The 18,563-nt window shown below is 34.6% G+C and carries 17 protein-coding genes; 10 read left to right on the top strand and 7 right to left on the bottom strand.

The features are described from left to right. Nucleotides 1–517: 517 nt before the first annotated feature. From ACFSX9_RS13505 to ACFSX9_RS13475, 7 genes are all read left to right on the top strand, one after another. A complete protein-coding gene (locus tag ACFSX9_RS13505) occupies nt 518–724 on the top strand; it encodes a hypothetical protein (protein WP_379808558.1) in 207 nt (68 codons plus the stop codon). A gap of 57 nt (nt 725–781) precedes the next feature. After that, complete coding sequence (locus ACFSX9_RS13500; protein ID WP_379808556.1) at nt 782–1,333, top strand: serine O-acetyltransferase; 552 nt, start codon at nt 782–784, stop codon at nt 1,331–1,333. A 1-nt stretch (nt 1,334) separates the two neighbouring features. Next, nucleotides 1,335–2,468 (top strand): glycosyltransferase family 4 protein, encoded by a 1,134-nt coding sequence (locus tag ACFSX9_RS13495; RefSeq protein ID WP_379808554.1) that lies wholly within the window; start codon nt 1,335–1,337, stop codon nt 2,466–2,468. A gap of 123 nt (nt 2,469–2,591) precedes the next feature. Beyond that, nucleotides 2,592–3,686: a glycosyltransferase gene (locus ACFSX9_RS13490; protein ID WP_379808552.1), complete on the top strand. Its 1,095-nt coding sequence runs from the start codon at nt 2,592–2,594 to the stop codon at nt 3,684–3,686. Further along, complete coding sequence (locus ACFSX9_RS13485) at nt 3,676–5,037, top strand: O-antigen ligase family protein (RefSeq protein WP_379808550.1); 1,362 nt, start codon at nt 3,676–3,678, stop codon at nt 5,035–5,037. The genes ACFSX9_RS13490 and ACFSX9_RS13485 overlap by 11 nt, the downstream gene beginning before the upstream one ends. Beyond that, nucleotides 4,997–6,010: a glycosyltransferase family 4 protein gene (locus ACFSX9_RS13480; protein WP_379808548.1), complete on the top strand. Its 1,014-nt coding sequence runs from the start codon at nt 4,997–4,999 to the stop codon at nt 6,008–6,010. The genes ACFSX9_RS13485 and ACFSX9_RS13480 overlap by 41 nt, the downstream gene beginning before the upstream one ends. A gap of 67 nt (nt 6,011–6,077) precedes the next feature. Beyond that, nucleotides 6,078–7,460: an exopolysaccharide biosynthesis polyprenyl glycosylphosphotransferase gene (locus ACFSX9_RS13475; protein WP_379808546.1), complete on the top strand. Its 1,383-nt coding sequence runs from the start codon at nt 6,078–6,080 to the stop codon at nt 7,458–7,460. A 571-nt stretch (nt 7,461–8,031) separates the two neighbouring features. Here ACFSX9_RS13475 and ACFSX9_RS13470 read toward each other — a convergent pair. Then, nucleotides 8,032–9,141: a lipoprotein N-acyltransferase Lnb domain-containing protein gene (locus ACFSX9_RS13470; RefSeq protein ID WP_379808544.1), complete on the bottom strand. Its 1,110-nt coding sequence runs from the start codon at nt 9,139–9,141 to the stop codon at nt 8,032–8,034. 90 nt (nt 9,142–9,231) lie between these two features. Beyond that, nucleotides 9,232–10,305 carry a putative type IX sorting system protein PorV2 gene (locus ACFSX9_RS13465; RefSeq protein WP_452124588.1) on the bottom strand — a complete coding sequence of 358 codons (1,074 nt, stop codon included), beginning with the start codon at nt 10,303–10,305 and terminating at the stop codon, nt 9,232–9,234. Between the two features lie 127 nt (nt 10,306–10,432). Here ACFSX9_RS13465 and ACFSX9_RS13460 point away from each other — a divergent pair, with 127 nt between their 5' ends. Continuing rightward, nucleotides 10,433–11,176 (top strand): CDP-alcohol phosphatidyltransferase family protein, encoded by a 744-nt coding sequence (locus ACFSX9_RS13460; RefSeq protein WP_379808542.1) that lies wholly within the window; start codon nt 10,433–10,435, stop codon nt 11,174–11,176. Further along, nucleotides 11,176–12,027, top strand: a complete 852-nt coding sequence (locus tag ACFSX9_RS13455) for a glycoside hydrolase family 25 protein (RefSeq protein ID WP_379808540.1) — start codon at nt 11,176–11,178, stop codon at nt 12,025–12,027. Before ACFSX9_RS13460 ends, ACFSX9_RS13455 begins: the two co-directional genes overlap by 1 nt. Before the next feature lie 336 nt (nt 12,028–12,363). Here the strand turns inward: ACFSX9_RS13455 and lptB are convergent, their stop codons facing one another. The 5 genes from lptB to ACFSX9_RS13430 form a co-directional block, all read right to left on the bottom strand. Further along, a complete protein-coding gene (gene lptB / locus ACFSX9_RS13450; RefSeq protein WP_379808538.1) occupies nt 12,364–13,131 on the bottom strand; it encodes an LPS export ABC transporter ATP-binding protein in 768 nt (255 codons plus the stop codon). Nucleotides 13,132–13,216: 85 nt separating this feature from the next. Continuing rightward, nucleotides 13,217–14,071 (bottom strand): hypothetical protein, encoded by an 855-nt coding sequence (locus tag ACFSX9_RS13445; RefSeq protein ID WP_379808536.1) that lies wholly within the window; start codon nt 14,069–14,071, stop codon nt 13,217–13,219. Between the two features lie 55 nt (nt 14,072–14,126). Next, entirely contained in the window at nt 14,127–14,477 is a 351-nt protein-coding gene (locus ACFSX9_RS13440) for a carboxymuconolactone decarboxylase family protein (RefSeq protein WP_379808534.1), read from the bottom strand. Nucleotide 14,478: 1 nt separating this feature from the next. Then, nucleotides 14,479–15,300, bottom strand: a complete 822-nt coding sequence (tatC, locus tag ACFSX9_RS13435; protein ID WP_379808532.1) for a twin-arginine translocase subunit TatC — start codon at nt 15,298–15,300, stop codon at nt 14,479–14,481. Further along, nucleotides 15,300–16,265, bottom strand: a complete 966-nt coding sequence (locus ACFSX9_RS13430; RefSeq protein WP_379808530.1) for a KpsF/GutQ family sugar-phosphate isomerase — start codon at nt 16,263–16,265, stop codon at nt 15,300–15,302. Before ACFSX9_RS13430 ends, tatC begins: the two co-directional genes overlap by 1 nt. An 85-nt stretch (nt 16,266–16,350) precedes the next feature. On the opposite strand from ACFSX9_RS13430, the gene recQ reads away from it, so the two are divergent. Beyond that, nucleotides 16,351–18,546 carry a DNA helicase RecQ gene (gene recQ / locus ACFSX9_RS13425; protein WP_379808528.1) on the top strand — a complete coding sequence of 732 codons (2,196 nt, stop codon included), beginning with the start codon at nt 16,351–16,353 and terminating at the stop codon, nt 18,544–18,546. The last annotated feature ends 17 nt before the right edge of the window (nt 18,547–18,563 follow it).

The raw sequence follows: 18,563 nt of genomic DNA, 5'->3' as shown, positions 1-18,563 counted from the left end.
TCCGTAGGAACCCCACCCAATCCACTTCTTCCCAAACTTGTCCTCTTGTAAGGATCTCACCCAATCCACTTCCCCAATTTTGGTTCTTACTCCCCTCCTTCGGAGGGGCTGGGGGAGGCTCTTGTCATCCCGAAGGAATCCCACCCAATCCACTTCCACAATTTTGGATCTTACTCCCCTCCTTCGGACGGGCTGGGGGAGGCTTACCCATACAAACCCCATACATACCCCAAGCATAACTAAAACCAATACGTAGAATCAAAACCCTAATAGTAAATTTACTTTTCAACAATTTTAAAAATTAAAAACAGCTGATTTTGATTCATTTTGAATAACTGTGAGGAAGAGGGATTCGAACCTAAACAACAAAGCGACACAAAACAACACAAGCTGTTTGTGTTGAAAAAAAGTTATCAACATGCCGAAAAAATACCGGAATAGGTCAAATAAAAAAGTTGATTTAAATTAGTGGAATAATGGAATAAAAAACACCAGAAATGGAAATCACTAAAAAATTATGGCAAGATTAATTATTAAACCAAAAGACGTTGAAATCATTCTAATTGTAAGTCCAGGTTACGCCAGAAGACTAGTAAGGCTAATTAAAAAAGCATACAACAAAGAGAAACATCAAAAACTAACAGTAAAAGAATTTTGTAGGTATCTAGCTTTGGAAGTGCAAGAAGTGGTCAACGAATTAAATGAGTTTTACAAAAAAAAATAATACAGTTGTTCTAAGCTTAAATTGTATATTTACTCTTTGAAACACAAAAATCAATAAATGAAGTGTTGGAGTCTTATTGCATCAGATTATAAAAAATATAAAAAATATGGTGGAAATTTTATTTCTATTTTATTTTTCACACAAGGGTTTTGGGCTATTGTCCAATACCGTTTAGCCCATGCAGTTTATAAAATGCGAGTTCCAATTTTAAAACAAATTTTACAGTTTGTTTGTTTGATAGGGCAGAAGGGAATTGAAATTACAACCGGAATATCAATTCCCGCCTCGACTGCAATAGGACATTCATTTTATATCGGACATTTTGGAGGAATCATTTTAAATGCAAAGACCCAAATTGGTGATAATTGCAACATTTCTCAAGGAGTTACTATTGGCGTTTCTGGTGTAGGCGATAAAAGAGGTGTGCCAAGTATTGGAAACAATGTATATATTGGAGCAAATGCGGTCGTGGCTGGCAATATTGCTATTGAGTCCAATGTTTTAATTGGAGCGTGTAGTCTCGTAAATTCAGACGTTTCAGCAAACAGTGTGATGTTAGGTGTTCCCGCAATCAAAATTTCTGAAAAAGGAGCAGAAGGATATATTTGATATGAATAAATTAGTAGTAGTTTCTGCAGCGCCTCTGATTTTAAAAAATGAGAAGTATTTCTTATACAGTCCGTATGAAAAGGAAATGCAATTATGGGCCAAACATTCCGACGCTATTCAATTCTGTTGCCCTGTTTGGACAGCGGATAAAAGTTTGTTGATCGCACCCGTTTCTTTCCCAACTTTGAACCCTATCGTATTAGAAGATTTTGATACTACTTATGCTAGTAGTATAATCAAAGCCATACCCTTCGTATTTATAAATACCTTTCGTATTTACAAAGCAATGGCACAAGCAGATCACATCCATTTGCGTTGCCCCGGTAATATGAGTTTATTGGGCACTTTAGTGCAAATTGCGTTTCCTAAAAAGAAAAAGACTGCTAAATATGCCGGAAATTGGGATCCGAAAAGCATTCAACCTTGGAGCTATCGCTTGCAAAAATGGATTGTAAGCAATACATTTTTGACTAAGAACATGCAAGCTTTAGTTTATGGCGAATGGCCCAATCAAACCAAGAACATCAAACCTTTTTTCACCGCCACTTACAGCCAGCAGGAAAGTAAGGATTTAGAATTTAGAAGTAAGAAACCCGAACTTAAAGATGAAATTAAATGTCTCTTTGTTGGAACATTGTCTAAAGGAAAGCAACCAATATATGCTATTCAACTAGTAGAAAAACTGAGTAAATTAGGTAAAAAAGTTTCTTTGGATGTTTATGGCGAAGGGATTTTGAGAAATGAAATTGAAGCTTACATTAAAACACACGAGCTAACGGATATAGTTACATTAAAAGGCAATCAAACCAAAGAAAATATAAAAGAAGCTTATCAAAAAAGTCATTTTCTTATTTTGCCTTCAAAAAGTGAGGGTTGGCCTAAATCAGTAGCAGAAGCTATGTTTTGGGGATGTGTTCCCGTAGTAACGCCTGTTTCTTGTGTGCCCTACATGCTCGATGCTGGAAAACGAGGATTATTATTAACCGAAGAAATTCAAAAAGACACCAATGCTTTAGAAGAGCTAATAGGTAATCCAACAGACTACCAACTAAAAAGCAAAGCCGCTCAACAGTGGTCCCAACACTACACCACCGATTTGTTTGAAGAGGAATTGAAAAAACTTCTAGGAGTGTAGTACAACAATTACCACCACTTCAACTAACCACTAACCACAAACCACTTCCTCACAAACCACGAAAAATAACTATTGTACCAACTAATCCTTTTGCCTATTTTTACCACTTAAACAGGATATGATTTGACAACCAAACAACCTACGCGAATTGTACAATTAATCGACAGTCTTGAACCTGGCGGTGCAGAACGTATGGCTGTAAGTTATGCCAATGGATTAGGGAATTTAGTTTCTTTCTCAGGATTGGTTGCAACTAGAGTAGAAGGGGATTTAAAATTTAAAATTAATAACCAAGGTACTTATTTGTTTTTAAAAAGAAAGAAAACGATTGATTTTAGTGCATTGTTTAAATTTAGAAAATATTTGGTGCAAAATAAAGTCGATATTGTACACGCTCATAGTACTTCCGTTTTTTTTGCATTTCTAATTAAGATTCTACTGCCAAGAATTCAGATTATTTGGCATGATCATTATGGCAATAGTGAATTGCTACAAATAAGAAAAAATAAGATTTTAAAATTCATTTCCTTATTTCTTTTCGGAATCATTTCTGTAAATAGAAATCTTGAAAACTGGGCTAAACAAAACTTGTATTGTAAAAACTTAATTTATTTGCCAAATTTTACCACTCAAGAAAATGAGGAGGTCGTCAGTAAGACAAAATTAAAAGGAATAGACGGTAAAAGAATCCTTTGTTTGGCCAATTTAAGACCGCAAAAAAACCATCAGTTATTAATTGAAGTTGCAGAAGAATTGTTTAAAATACACCCTGATTGGACATTTCATTTAGTAGGCAAAGACTTTGATGATAGTTATTCGAAAGAAATTAAGGCAATGATATCGGCTAAAAACTTACACGATACTGTTTTTTTATACGGTTCTAAAAATGATATTTCAAGTATTATTAGTCAATCTTCTATAGGCGTTTTAACTTCAATTTCTGAAGGACTACCAGTAGCTTTGCTAGAATATGGTAGAGGGAATCTTTCCGTTGTTTGCACTGATGTGGGTGAAGTTTCAACTGTGATTAATTCAGATGAAAGTGGTGTTTTAGTAAAAAGTAATGATGCGATAAGTTTTTTAAAAGCATTAATATACCTAATTAATAATCCTACTGTAAGGAGTAGTCATGGTCAAAAATTATTCGAAGAGAGCTGTAATGTTTATGCGGAACAACCAGTATTAAATAAATATCTTAAATGGATCTATGAAAGATAATGCAACTTCACTCTATATAAAATGGATCCTTATTCATATCGGAATAGGTGGGGCTGTTTTCGTTTTGCCTTTCCTCGCTAAGCTATACGCCATTCTTATTGTGTTGGTGGGTTTTAGATATGTAGTACGTACAAAAAACCATAATAATGAAGCGTTATATGTTGCTGCTTACGTAGTGGGCGCAGAAGTATTTTTGCGCATGACTGAAGGTAATTTCTTTGAGCAGTATGCCAAGTATATGGTGATGGCGATTCTGCTGTTGGGAATGATCTACCGTGGTACTTCCAAGAATTCTTGGATTTATGTGATTTTTGGATTTTTGTTGTTGCCTAGTGCTGTGCTATCCTTCTATACTTTAAACTTTGAAACCGATATCCGTAAAGCAGTTACTTTTAATATAGTTGGCCCAATAACTTTGATGGTTTCTGCTATTTATTGCTATCAAAGAAAGGTCACCTTCAAACAAGTGTTGAATATAATCGATATGTTAGCCTATCCTTTAATGGCTACTTTGGTGTATATGTTTGCCTACACGCCTAGCATAAGAGATGTTGTAACTAGTACCGAATCAAATTTTGAAACTTCAGGAGGTTTTGGACCGAACCAAGTAGCTACAATATTAGGACTGGGTATTTTTTTGTTTTTTATTAAAATTGTACTGCAATCAAAAAACAATAAAATCTTATGGATTAATGCTGTTTTTTTCTTGGTCGTTACGTTTAGAAGTATCGTCACTTTTTCAAGAGGTGGAGTGCTGACTGGTTTTGTTATGATTATTGTAGTAGTATTACTATTGTTGTTTTACACAAAATCGTATGCCAAATCAAAAATAAGTATCGTCGTTTTTATGGGGGTTTTTGCATTGATTGGTGTTTGGACCTATAGTTCTGTCCAAACAGGAGGACTGATTGATAAACGTTACGCTAATGAAGATGCAAGAGGAAGAGTGAAGGCAAGTCAATTGACGGGAAGAGAGGTGTTAATTGAATCGGAGATAAATATGTTTTTAGATAATCCCATTTTTGGAGTGGGTGTAGGGAAAAATAAGGAATACCGTTTAGAAACTACAGGTGTTAATGCAGCCTCTCATAATGAAATCACGAGGATGTTGGCTGAACATGGGCTGTTTGGATTGTTTGCTTTACTCATATTGCTTTTTACGCCCATGATACTGTACCTCAATAATAAACAGAATATCTTTGTTCTTGCGTTTCTAATATTCTGGCTCTTAACGATCAATCATGCCGCCATGCGATTAGCAGCGCCAGCTTTTGTATACGCACTATCACTATTAAAAGTATCTTTTACAGATGAAAATCAAAATCCTGTATCTAGGGAACAAACTAGCTAAACACGGTTATAACAAAACTACCATAGAAACTTTAGGCCCAGCACTAGAGCAGGAAGACTATGTGGTTTATTATAGTTCAGATAAAAAGATGTTTTTTTTCCGCCTGATGGATATGGTGAAAGCAGTGTTTTTATACCGCAATAAAGTTGATTACGTTCTTATTGATACCTACAGTACCAAAGCTTTTTGGTACGCCTTATTTTCCAGTCAAGTAGCAAGACTCTTAAAACTGAAATACATTCCTATTTTGCACGGCGGTAATTTACCCCAACGATTAAAAAACAATCCCTATTTAAGTCGTTTGATCTTTCAGAACGCCTATAAAAATGTTGCACCTTCAGCGTATTTACAAAATGCATTTGAAGCATTTGGCTATAGCAATATAGTGCCGATAGCCAATGCGATTTCGATAAAGGAATACGCATTTCTAGAACGGATTTCTTTTGAACCTAAATTGCTTTGGGTAAGAGCCTTCGCGGCAATTTATAATCCTAAAATGGCAGTAGATGTGTTGCTAAGTTTAAAGCAAAAATATCCAAATGCAAGTTTGACAATGGTGGGTCCAGAGAAGGATGGTAGTTTACAGACTACTAAAGAGTATGCGCAATCTAAAGGTGTCACTATTAATTTTACAGGCCAACTTCCCAAAGAAGCGTGGTTAAAACTGGCTACGGAACATAACATTTTTATCAATACCACCCATTTTGACAACGCACCAGTTAGTGTTATGGAAGCTATGGCTTTGGGAGTGCCAGTAGTGAGTACAAATGTTGGTGGAATCCCTTACTTAATTCAAGATGAGTTAGATGGGTTTCTCGTAGGTGATAATCAGGCAACAGAAATGGTGGATAAAATCATAAAGTTGATCACGAATCCAACAGCTAATAGGGTTATGGTCAAGAAAGCCAGAAAAAAAATGGAGCTGCTAGATTGGAAAATAATAAAACACCAATGGCGTAATTTATTGAAATAGAAAACCGACTTTTTTCGTAAAAATCTTACTTTTATTACGTACTTTGCATACAATCTTAACCTAAAGCATGCGAAAATCTAAAAGAATTCATTTTGAAATATCCGAACGTAAAATTCTTTTACGAGGCATGGATGTGGCATTTGTAATTGTAATTTTAGTATTAATCGGGCATTTCTTCCAGTTTAATTATTTTGAATTTTCTTCTACTAATTACTATTGGACAATTGTACTAGCGCTTTATCTTAATTTTTTTGGCACCATCTTCGAAATGTACAATTTGCAGGTGGCAAGTAATCGCTTCCAAGTCACAAAGAGTATTGTCTTAACAACAGCGCTAACGACTTTGTTTTATTTGTTAACACCTGTTTTTACACCAGTTTTACCCTCAAATCGTTTGCAAATTATATTGTTTTTCTTTGCAATTTTAATAGCATTATTGATTTGGCGCAACTTCTATATCATCTTTTTAGCCTCTAATCGGTTCGTGAAGAAAGTGCTGTTTATTGCAAGTAGTAAAGAGATCGATGCCTTAGTGACGGAATTGTTTTCCGTAAATCCGCACTACGTAGTGGTCGGTTATATTGCAATTGATGAAGATCCGGAAGAAACTCAAATCGATTTAGTGGATGAAACCCAACTTGAAGAATTTATTCACAAGAATTATGTATCGGAAATTGTGGTGACACAAATCAAAGACAAGCATAATTCGGTAGCCTTATATACTGAATTATTACATCATTTAGAGCGTGGCGTAGTGATAAGACAATACAAAGAAGTATATGAAAACAATACATACAGACTACCTATAGATTTTGAAAGTAAAGAATTATATAAATTTTTTCCTTTCAGCAGAAGCAATCAAAATAAATTATATGGGTATTATAGCCGTTTAATGGATGTTGTTTTTTCGATTATCGGTTTATTTATTTTCATAGCGTTAGTCCCATTTATTTGGTTTATAAACCTGTTCGCAAACAAAGGCTCCTTTTTTTATGCACAAGAGCGCGTGGGTAAAAACGGATTCCCTTTTATCATTTACAAGCTCAGAACAATGGTGAAAGATGCTGAAAAAGACGGTGCTGTTTTTGCAGTTACAGATGATATTAGAATTACACCTTTCGGTAAGTTTTTAAGAAAAACGCGTATTGATGAATTACCACAATTTATTAATGTCTTAAAAGGCGACATGGCAATAATAGGTCCAAGACCAGAACGACCAGTATTTGTAAACGAAATTGCTGCAAATGTCCCGCTATACCAAACACGACACGTAATCAAGCCCGGACTAACCGGTTGGGCACAAGTGAATTATTCCTACGGAAGTAACCTAGAAGATAGCTTGATGAAACTTCGATACGATCTGTATTACATCAAACACCGCAGTTTGTTTTTAGATATTAATATAGTGTTGAAAACAATGAGTACGGTTTTGTTCTATAGAGGACAGTAGGAGTGATCAGTGGTCAGTAGTAGTGTTCAGTTTTCAGTGTTCAGTTGAAGTAGATTCCGATGAGGTTTCTTAATAAAAATCACCCACAATCTTGTCATCCTGTAAGAATCTCATAAATTTGACTCCGGTTTTTGTTGTTTTCAAGTTAATTATTGCCATCACTAGGGTGTGAATAAGTTTTGTAATTTTGAATTTGCTCTTCTTTTAAAACTTATCTGACTTATATGTTTTAAGTTGCTCTTATTTTTTTCTTGTTTTCCAAAACTAATCTTCCTAACCAGAAGCCATTCAAAACAATAAAAGGCCACACAATTTCCAAGTGGATTTTGTTCAGCATATAGGCTAAATAGACGAATAGCATTTCAATACAAATTTTCCCCCAAAGTATGATTTCATCTTTATTTTCTTTGGCATAATACCAAGCGAAGACTAGGTGTAAAGTGTTGAAAAGTAAATAACTCCACTTCGGTGTTGTAACAGAAAAAACGCGAAAGCAATTTCTTTTTATTTTTAAAATTTCTTAAAACTGTGTTGCTCTTTTCTTAGAGATTGAACTTACGTATTAAAATAATCACCTCTTAAACCTGTTTTCTACAACTAATTTACCAATCCAGTAGGCATTTAAAACCATGAAAGGCCAAACGATTTCCAAGTGAATTTTGTTCAGCATATAGGCTAAATACACGAATAGCATTGCGATGCAAATTTTCCCCCAAAGTATGATTTTATCTTTATTTTCTTTGACATAATACCAAGCGAAAACTAGCAATAATGGGTTGAAAAGTAAAACGTTGTAATTCCACATAATTTCTTCATGAAGCGAATAGAATCCGACTAAAGAGAAGAAAATTCCAAACAGACCAACAATTATAAGATAGGTAATTTTCAACCATTTTTTGTTCAGAACCACCAATAGTATTAATGCGCCCATTAGTGAGTAAATAGAGTTCAGCAGATTAAAAGGTAATTCTGTTTTCTTTGCTTCTAGAATGGTTTTGTTTGATTGTTCTAATGGTTGCCCGTTTACTTGAGTAGCGGTAATTGCTCTTTTGAATTCATAAGGTAAAAACAATCGGGTTGCAGGTTGGTCTACTTTAGCGCCAAAAATCAACTGAATTCCCAATTTCATATAGAAATCTGTCATATAGGGATATAAGATTTCACGATAAGATTGGTCAATTGCTGCAGCTTTAATATATTCAGCTCCAAGCGTAGTGTTGATTTTATCAGCTACCATAGTAGTGCAATTGCGATCGATAAACTTATAGGTGTAATAGCGGTCTTCGCTGTAAACCGAAGTGTTTAGTTGTTGAAATAGCTGGTTGATTTGCTTTGGGTTTAACCACAATTCTTGTTCAATTATTTCTCTATTTTCCACTTGGTAGTTGTACTGAAAAGCAGCAAAAGAACCGTTCGTTACAAAATATTGCAAGTCTCCTTTTACGAACTTTCCAATAAAGTTAGGCGTGCTAAAATCAAAGGCGCCATAATTATAAACCACATCAACGTCATTGCTTACGTCTTGAATCCTAATGCCAGTATGTCCGTACATTGCATAAGATTCTGGTCCGGTGCCACAAGTTAAAATACTAACTTTTGCCTCGTTTGATAGGGTTAGGCTTTGGGCGAAACTAAAAAATGACGTTAAAATGAATAAAGTGGCAAGTAGTTTTTTTATCATCAGGTGATTTATTCAAGTTGAAATAGAAGCTGAAACGAGTTTAGCTTGACAAAGTTATTAAATAAATCTGAATGAAACTCTTAATTGTAATTATCTAAACAACTCCCAATCTACTTTTAAAGAAAATATGTTGGAATATAAAGCAGCGCTTTGATCGCCCAAATCGGTTAATGCGTAATCAATTTGGATACCTTTGTATTTGAACCCAATACCAATATTAGGTTGGAAACTAAGTTTTTTAGAGTCGTCAATTTGGGTAATTTGTTGAAAGTTTCCTACACCACCTCGCAAGTATACCAAATCTACATACCCAAATTCTAAACCTAAAGCAGGATCAATACTTACTGTATTTGTTGAAATAATATCGTTAGTTCGCGCAAATTGCATGTTTAAATTCCCGGCTGCTAACAAACTGTAATCGTATCGAATAATCCATTTTTTCGACATGCCTAGTTGGGCTTTTGGTAATGTAATTTCGCTTGTTTCGGGTAATTCTTGATTTTGTCCAGGAATCGCATCTGCAATTTGTTGGTATTTTTTCTTGTCGATGGTCCACGTATTATAAGTAGTTGTAATATCGCGCACCATTAATCCAAATTTCCAATCTTCTTCATCGCTAATATATTGAATCCCTAAATCGAATCCAAAACCCCATGAATTAGCAAAATCACCAATAACTCTTCGGATTACTTTTGCATTCACACCATAATTTAAGCCTTCAATAGGTAAACTTCTGGCATAAGAAACGGTTAATCCGTAATCAGCTGTAGAGAATAAAGAGATGCGATTGTAGTCGATGTTTCCTTGACTGTCGATTAATTGTGTAGTATTTAAAATATCATCAACTCCAAAGCGAATTAACGAAATTCCAACAGCACTTCGGTCGTCTATTGGCATTGCAAAACCAGCATAATCGTATTGCGCAATGTTTGCAAAATAATTCGCATGCATTAACGCAAACTGTTTGTCTCCTAACTTCAATAAACCCGCCGGATTCCAATAACCCGAATTCACATCGCCTGAATGCGAAACAACAGCGTTAGACATGCCCAAAGCAGCAGCATCAACACCAATATTCATGAATTCATTCGAATACTTTCGAACGGTTTGTGCGTAGTTTAGACTTGAAAAACAAACTAAAAATAGGATAACTGTTTTTTTCAACGCTGATTTTTTTACAAAGATGAAATAAATTTCTCAATTAGTAAACTCTAAAAGTATTAACTTATTGTATTACATTTGCTGTAAATTATTTAAGCGCTTTTTGAAGGCATTTCTAATCATAATTTATATGCAAATTAAAAAATACATTCCAAACACTATTACATTACTTAATCTTTCCAGTGGTTTATTGGCCGTTATTGCCATTTTTAAAGGATATTATGACGAAGCTTTTATTTTCGTTTGTTTGGGTATCTTTTTCGACTTTTGGGACGGATTTTTTGCCAGAAAATTTAATGTTTCAGGTGAATTAGGATTGCAATTGGATTCCATGGCAGATATGGTGACAAGTGGTGTTGTGCCAGGTTTGATGTTGTTCAAGTTGTTTGAAAACCTACAAATGGACAGTTCTTCTCCGTATTTTTTAACGGAAGAAAGTTGGTATATGGGGTTTGTACCCTATTTAGGATTTATAGTTACCTTGGCTTCTGCCTATCGCTTGGCAAAGTTTAACATTGATACCCGTCAGACCGATTCTTTTATAGGTTTGCCAACGCCTGCTAACGCCTTGTTTATCATGAGTATTCCAATGATTGAATACGCTGGAACTTACGAATGGCTGATGATGGTGCTAAATAATCCGTTTGTTTTATTAGGAATTGCTATGTTGAGCGCCTATATGTTAAATGCTGAAATTCCGTTATTTTCTTTAAAAGTCAAGGACTTCAGTTGGGCAAACAATAAACTGCAAATGTTCTTTTTAGCCGTGTCAATTGTAATGTTAGCGCTTTTATCATTTACAGCCTTACCGTTTATCATTTTATTCTATGTGATTTTATCGGTAATCAATAATGCGTTTTTGATTAAAAAATAATGGCACGCCCTGTAAAAAGAAAACGTCCTGTTAAGAAAAGTAAATCGAGTTTTTCAGGAAAGACTTTTTGGTTGATACTCTCCTTATTTCTTTTTTTTGTCATTGGGATTGGTATCTTTAAATTTCGCGATGGTATGCTCTATTATTTAGGTTTTAAAACCGATAGTAATGTAGTAGAATTATCTGCCGAAGAACGAAAATTAGCTGATATTCGAATCTACGAAGTGCTTCATCGGCATGATGAAAAAGCATTTGGTTTCGATGTTTCGGAATACCAAAGCACCATCAATTGGGAAGAAACCTATAGTATTGATGAATCTTTTGAATTATCCTTTGTTTTCGTTCGTGCCACAGCCGGAATTAATAAGTTAGATCGAAGATTTAAAGAAAATTGGAAAGGAGCACACGAACGCCAACTAATTTGTGGAGCTTATCACTATTATCGTCCCAACGAGAATTCCATCGCGCAAGCGGCAAACTTTATCAAACATGTAAAGCTGGAGAAAGGCGATTTACCACCCGTTTTAGACATTGAACAATTACCCAAAACACAATCAATTGATAGCTTAAAAGTAGGCTTACGAAGATGGTTGCAAATTGTTGAAGCGCATTATAAAGTAAAACCTATCATTTATTCAGGTGAAAGTTATTACACCGACTTCCTGAAAAAAGAGTTTAAGGAATATCCGCTATGGATTGCCAATTATAACTTTTGGCGCAATGATTTAGAACCCGATTGGCTTTTTTGGCAATTCACAGAAAAAGCCCAAATAAGAGGAATAGAAGGAATGGTAGATGTAAATATTTTTAATGGTAGCAAAAATAGGTTACTGTTGAAATGTATTCAGTAGTTTCAACAAAAATGCTTTGATAGTTTAAAATTTCAATAAGATTGCTTTGTCATGCTGAACTCGTTTCAGCAACTATAAATGTACCGAAACGAATCCTAGATTTCCGGACATTATCACTATTACTTAACTTTCTATGTTTAAATAATTGATTTATTTGTCATGCTGAACTCGTTTCAGCATCTCTAAAAATGTCGAAACCACTCCTGAATTTTCGTATAGTATCACTATTGGTTAATGTTCTATAAAAAAAACGCCATCAAATTTTTAGCTTGACAGCGTTTCTTTTAAGTATAACATGACGCTTTTGTAATGCTGAACTCGTTGCATCTATAAAATTTACTGTTCCAATTCTGCTTTCGGTGCATTGAAATCAATCTTCGTTTTTCGCAATTCGAAGTTCTGACCTAAATAAACTCTTCGCACCATTTCATCTTCTACTAATTCTTCAGGCTTTCCGGCTTTTAGAATTCCTCCTTCAAACATCAAATAGGTTTTATCGGTAATCGCTAAAGTTTCTTGTACGTTGTGGTCGGTAATTAAAATTCCGATGTTTTTATTTTTTAATTGGGCTACAATTCGCTGAATATCTTCTACCGCAACCGGGTCAACTCCTGCAAAAGGCTCATCCAATAAAATAAACTTTGGATCGGTCGCTAAAGCACGAGCAATTTCAGTACGACGACGTTCTCCTCCAGAAAGTAAATCCCCACGACTGGTACGAATATGTTCCAAAGAAAATTCGTGAATTAACTCTTCCATTTTTGCAACTTGTTCTGCTTTTGAAAGCGTAGTCAATTGCAAAACACTTAAAATATTATCTTCAATGCTTAATTTTCTAAATACCGAAGCTTCTTGCGCTAAATAGCCAATTCCGTTTTGTGCACGTTTGTACATCGGAAAATCTGTAATATCCATATCGTCTAAATAGATATTTCCACTATTAGGCTTTACCAAGCCTACAATCATATAGAATGAAGTCGTTTTTCCAGCACCATTCGGACCTAATAAACCAACGATTTCTCCCTGATTCACTTCTACCGAAATGCCTTTAACTACGCTTCTTTTTTTGTAAGTTTTAACTAGATTTTCTGCTCTAAGTTTCATATTATGATTATAGGTTTAAAAGCATTCGTTTACAAATAAACAAATAAACGTTTAAAGAGTTCAACAAATTAACAATATTTTATTTCTACCAGCCCGTTACTAGTAAGTTTTTAGCTGCTTTTAAAGAGCATTTTTGATATTTTGAATAGGCCAATGCTGCTCTATTTTGTATTTTCTCGTTCGACTCGTTTTGGATATAGCCGCTTATAGCATCATGGATAGTATAAGCTTCTGGACACATTAAACCAGTTGTCCAAACTAGAGGATTTACATTAGCATCGACTAAATGAGGTTTGAAGTACGACTTACTATAACAAGCAAGAATGATCACATCTCTTGTTTTGTTGTCGGTGTTTTTAAAAGTTTCTGTCAATTCAAAATCCATTAGACCATCGTGACCAATATAAGCGACTAGATCCGAATTGCCTCCAATGCCAATGTTTTTATCTTCAATATGTAAAACTTCTTTTTTATTTCCGGCACTACTTCTGAGAAAATCTTGAGTACATTCTTTTATATACTGACCATTATAAGCGTCAGCTACTAAATAATAATTCTTTGTTTTATGCTTAAAAATCAAGCGCTCTATGATTAGTGAATCGATTTTTTGCGTTTTAATCAACTTCCAATCGGCACTTTTTTTGAAATAGGTACTTATCCCATAACCACAACCCCAATATAAATTATTTGGAGCATCTTGTCCGTTACCTATTTTTGCAGGAACAGGAACGATACCTTGATATTTATTATCGCAAAGCGCCACATAAATATGAATTGTTTTGGTTAATGTGTCAAAATTTATAGCGTTTGTTGGTGCTATATTTGCTTTGATGTCATCAGTATAAGTTGCCACAGTAGCAATCTCTAGCTGATTGTCTGACTGTTTTTGGCAACTAAAAAAGATGAAACAAGTTAGCACCAACAAACTAAATCTCTTCATATTTAAAAATATTTATTAAATAAAAATTATACTATTTCATTTTATTAACCACTGACTACTGAACACTTTCCTCTAGCGCTTCCCAGAATTCGTACGCTCTTCTTAAATGTGGAATTACAATTGTTCCACCAACTAAAGTCGCAATTCCCATTGATTCCATCATTTCTTCTTTAGTAACGCCTATTTTATGAGCAGTTTCTAAATGATATTTGATGCAATCGTCACAACGTAAAACAGCTGAAGCTACTAAACCTAATAGTTCTTTTGTTTTTACATCTAATGCGCCTTCCATGTAAGCATTCGTATCTACATTGAAGATTCTTTTGATTACTTTGTTGTTATCCGCTAATAATTTATCGTTCATTTTAGAACGGTAGTCGTTGAATTCTTTTACTAAATCTGCCATTTTATTTATTTAATTTTTCGTTATTTTTTACAACATAAGCACTGATAAAGATACTGATTTCATATAAAATCATAATCGGGATCGTTACGATAATTTGGCTCACCACATCCGGAGGAGTAATGATTGCAGCAACAATCAACACAATAACCAAAGCGTATTTGCGATATTTTCTCAAGAAAAGAGGTGTTACTAATCCAATTTTCGATAAGAAATAAATGATAATAGGTAATTCGAAAATCAAGCCACAAGCAATTACTGCTGTTTTGATCATTCCGGTATAGCTTTCTAAGTTGAATTCATTGATAATATCTTTACTTACCGAGAATGTTCCGAAGAAATAAACGGACAGCGGCACAATTACATAGTAGCCAAACAAAACTCCCGTAAAGAATAGTAGCGATGAAACGATGATAAATGCGGCTGCGTTTTTCTTTTCGTTTGTATACAAAGCCGGACTAATAAAGTTCCAAATTTGCCACAATACAAACGGGAATCCTACTATAAATCCTGCTGTAACACAAGTCCAAATCATGAAGGTAACTTGACCGCTCATGTTTGTGTTTTGAATTTTGAAAGGCATTTCGGCATTGCAAATCGCCTGGTCTTCAAAATTGAAATATTGCGTTACTTGGCAAAAGAACTTATACGTAATGAAATCAGGGTTCTTTGGCCCAAATAAAATTTCATTATAAATAAAATCGCTAAAGAAAAAAGCAACTCCTGCTAATAGTAAAATAACAGAGATACTTCGTATTAACAGCCAGCGTAATTCTTCGAGATGTTCTAAAAATGACATCTCACCTTTGCTTTTCTTTTTTGTCATTATACAATTCCTTCTTTTAAAATATCGTGTAAATGTAAAATCCCTTTGTATTCGTCATTGTCAATTACCACCAATTGGGTAATTGAATTATTTTCCAAAACGCTTAAAGCTTCAGCGACTAAGATATTCGAATTAATATTTTTTGGGTTTTTAGTCATAATGTCTTTTGCTGTTAAATCAGAGAATGTATCGCGATCGTTCAACATTCTTCTAATATCACCATCTGTAACTATTCCAATAACTATGTTATTTTCGATAACTGCCGTAACTCCCAAGCGTTTTTCGGAAATTTCCATAATCACCTTTTTGATCGATGCATCTGGAGCAACAATTGGTTTATGAGTAGTATCCAGCATATCTTTAACACGAAGCAATAATTTTTTACCCAAAGCGCCTCCAGGATGATAAATGGCAAAGTCTTCCGTCTTGAAGTTTCTTAGTTCCATCAAACATACTGCAACAGCGTCACCAAGTACTAATTGAGCAGTTGTACTATTTGTAGGTGCCAAATTATTTGGACAAGATTCCCCTTCTACATAAGCGTGCAAGATGTGATGCGATTCTTTTCCTAAAAATGAATTTTTATCAGCGGTCATACCGATTAGGATGTTTCCAAAACGTTTTAACAAGGGAGCCAGAACTTTAATTTCTGGACTATTACCGCTTTTTGAAATACAAATAATAATATCTTCTGGTTGCACCATTCCTAGATCACCATGAACCGCTTCTGCAGCATGCAGAAACATTGAAGGAGTTCCTGTGGAATTTAAGGTAGCTACAATCTTCTGTGCAATTATAGCACTTTTCCCAATTCCAGTTACTACTAATCTTCCTTTGGTGTTATATATCGCGGTTACACTTTTGGCAAAATCTTCATCTAAGTAATTTACTAGATTTTCAATGCTCTTACTTTCTGATAAAAGTGTTCTTTTTGCGGTGGCTAAAATTGTTTCAGTTGTGCTCAAAATAGAATAATTAAAAAATTTGTATGTGTAAAAGAAAATTGTATCTTTATAATTGCAAATTTAGGTAAAATCATATTAATACAGAATGAATCCACACGAAATTGATTTACATAAAGAATTAAAAAAATATTTTGGCTTTGACCAATTTAAAGGACTTCAAGAACAAGTAGTTAAAAGTATAATTACGGGTAACAATACATTCGTTATTATGCCTACTGGAGGTGGAAAATCATTGTGTTATCAGTTGCCAGCCTTGGTTTTAGGTGGTACTGCTATCGTGGTTTCGCCGCTTATTGCGTTGATGAAAAATCAAGTTGACGCTATTAGAAGCTTGAGCTCTGAATATGGGATCGCTCACGTATTAAATTCTTCGTTAAATAAAACTGAGGTAAATCAAGTAAAAAAAGATATTACCTCCGGAATTACTAAGCTTTTGTATGTAGCTCCCGAGTCTTTAACCAAGGAAGAATATTTGCAATTTCTAAATGAAGTGCCTATTTCATTTGTAGCAATTGATGAAGCGCATTGTATTTCTGAATGGGGTCATGATTTTAGACCTGAATATCGAAATTTGCGCAATATAGTTCGTCAATTAGGTGATGTGCCGATGATTGGTTTAACAGCAACAGCAACTCCAAAAGTACAAGAAGATATTCTGAAGAATTTGGACATGCCAAATGCGAATACGTTTAAGGCATCATTCAATCGCCCTAATTTATATTACGAAGTACGTACGAAAACAAAAAATATTCAATCGGATATTATTCGATTTATCAAACAACATAAAGGGAAATCAGGTGTAATTTACTGTCTAAGTCGTAAAAAAGTGGAAGAAATTGCACACGTTTTACAAGTAAATGGAGTTAGTGCTGTTCCTTATCACGCAGGTCTAGATGCAAAAACCCGAGCCAGACATCAAGATATGTTTTTGATGGAAGATGTAGAAGTCGTTGTGGCTACTATTGCCTTCGGAATGGGAATCGACAAACCAGATGTTCGTTTTGTAATCCATCACGATATTCCAAAATCATTAGAAAGTTATTACCAAGAAACGGGTCGTGCTGGTCGAGATGGTGGCGAAGGTCATTGTTTAGCCTACTATTCGTATAAAGATATTGAAAAATTAGAAAAATTCCTTTCGGGAAAACCGATTGCCGAACAAGAAATTGGATTCGCATTATTGCAAGAAGTAGTAGCTTATGCTGAAACTTCGATGTCTCGACGTAAGTTTTTATTGCATTATTTCGGTGAGGAATTTGATGATGTAACGGGTGATGGTGCGGATATGGACGATAATATTCGCAATCCAAAAACAAAAGTAGAAGCACAAGACCAAGTAGTTGCTTTACTGAAAGTAGTAAAAGGAACCAAGCAATTATTTAAATCTAAAGAAGTTATTTTGGCTTTAGTGGGTAAGGTAAATGCTATTATCAAAGCACAAAAAATTGATACCCAGCCTTATTTTGGTAGTGGTGCTGGTTTTGACGAAAAATATTGGATGGCATTGACGCGTCAGGCTTTAGTCGATGGCTTAATGACAAAAGATATTGAAACGTATGGCGTTTTAAAACTTTCAAAAAAAGGAGAAGCATTTATTACAAATCCGTCCTCTTTCATGATGTCGGAAGATCACGAATATAACGAAGAAGGTGATGAGGCAATTGTAACGGCTGCAAAATCTTCAGGAACTGCAGACGAAGCTTTAATGGTAATGCTAAAAGAATTACGTAAAAAAGAAGCGAAAAAATTAGGTGTTCCTCCCTTCGTAATTTTTCAAGATCCATCTTTAGAAGATATGGCGTTGAAATATCCTATTTCTATTGAAGAATTAGGCAATGTTCATGGTGTAGGAGAAGGAAAAGCAAAAAAATATGGTAAGCCTTTTATAGATTTAATCGTTCGTTATGTAGAGGAAAACGATATCATGCGGCCAGATGATTTAGTGGTGAAGTCCACTGGAGCTAACTCAGGTTTGAAATTGTATATTATTCAAAACGTAGATAGAAAATTGGCTTTGGATGATATCGCGAAAGCGAAAGGCTTGTCAATGGATGATTTGTTGAAAGAAATGGAGCAAATCGTTTATTCAGGAACCAAATTAAACATTAAATATTGGGTTGATGATATTCTTGACGAAGATCAACAAGGAGAAATTCATGATTACTTTATGGAGTCGCAATCGGATAAAATAGAAGCGGCTTTAAAAGAATTTGATGGTGATTTCGATACAGAGGAATTACGCTTAATGCGAATTAAGTTTATTAGTGAAGTGGCGAATTAAATCAATACAATTTATAA

The sequence above is a fragment of the Flavobacterium ardleyense genome (genome assembly GCF_042686085.1).
Classification (GTDB): Bacteria; Bacteroidota; Bacteroidia; order Flavobacteriales; family Flavobacteriaceae; genus Flavobacterium; species Flavobacterium ardleyense.
Note: the sequence above shows the minus strand (reverse complement) of the source record. Positions and strands in the feature narration are given on the sequence as shown.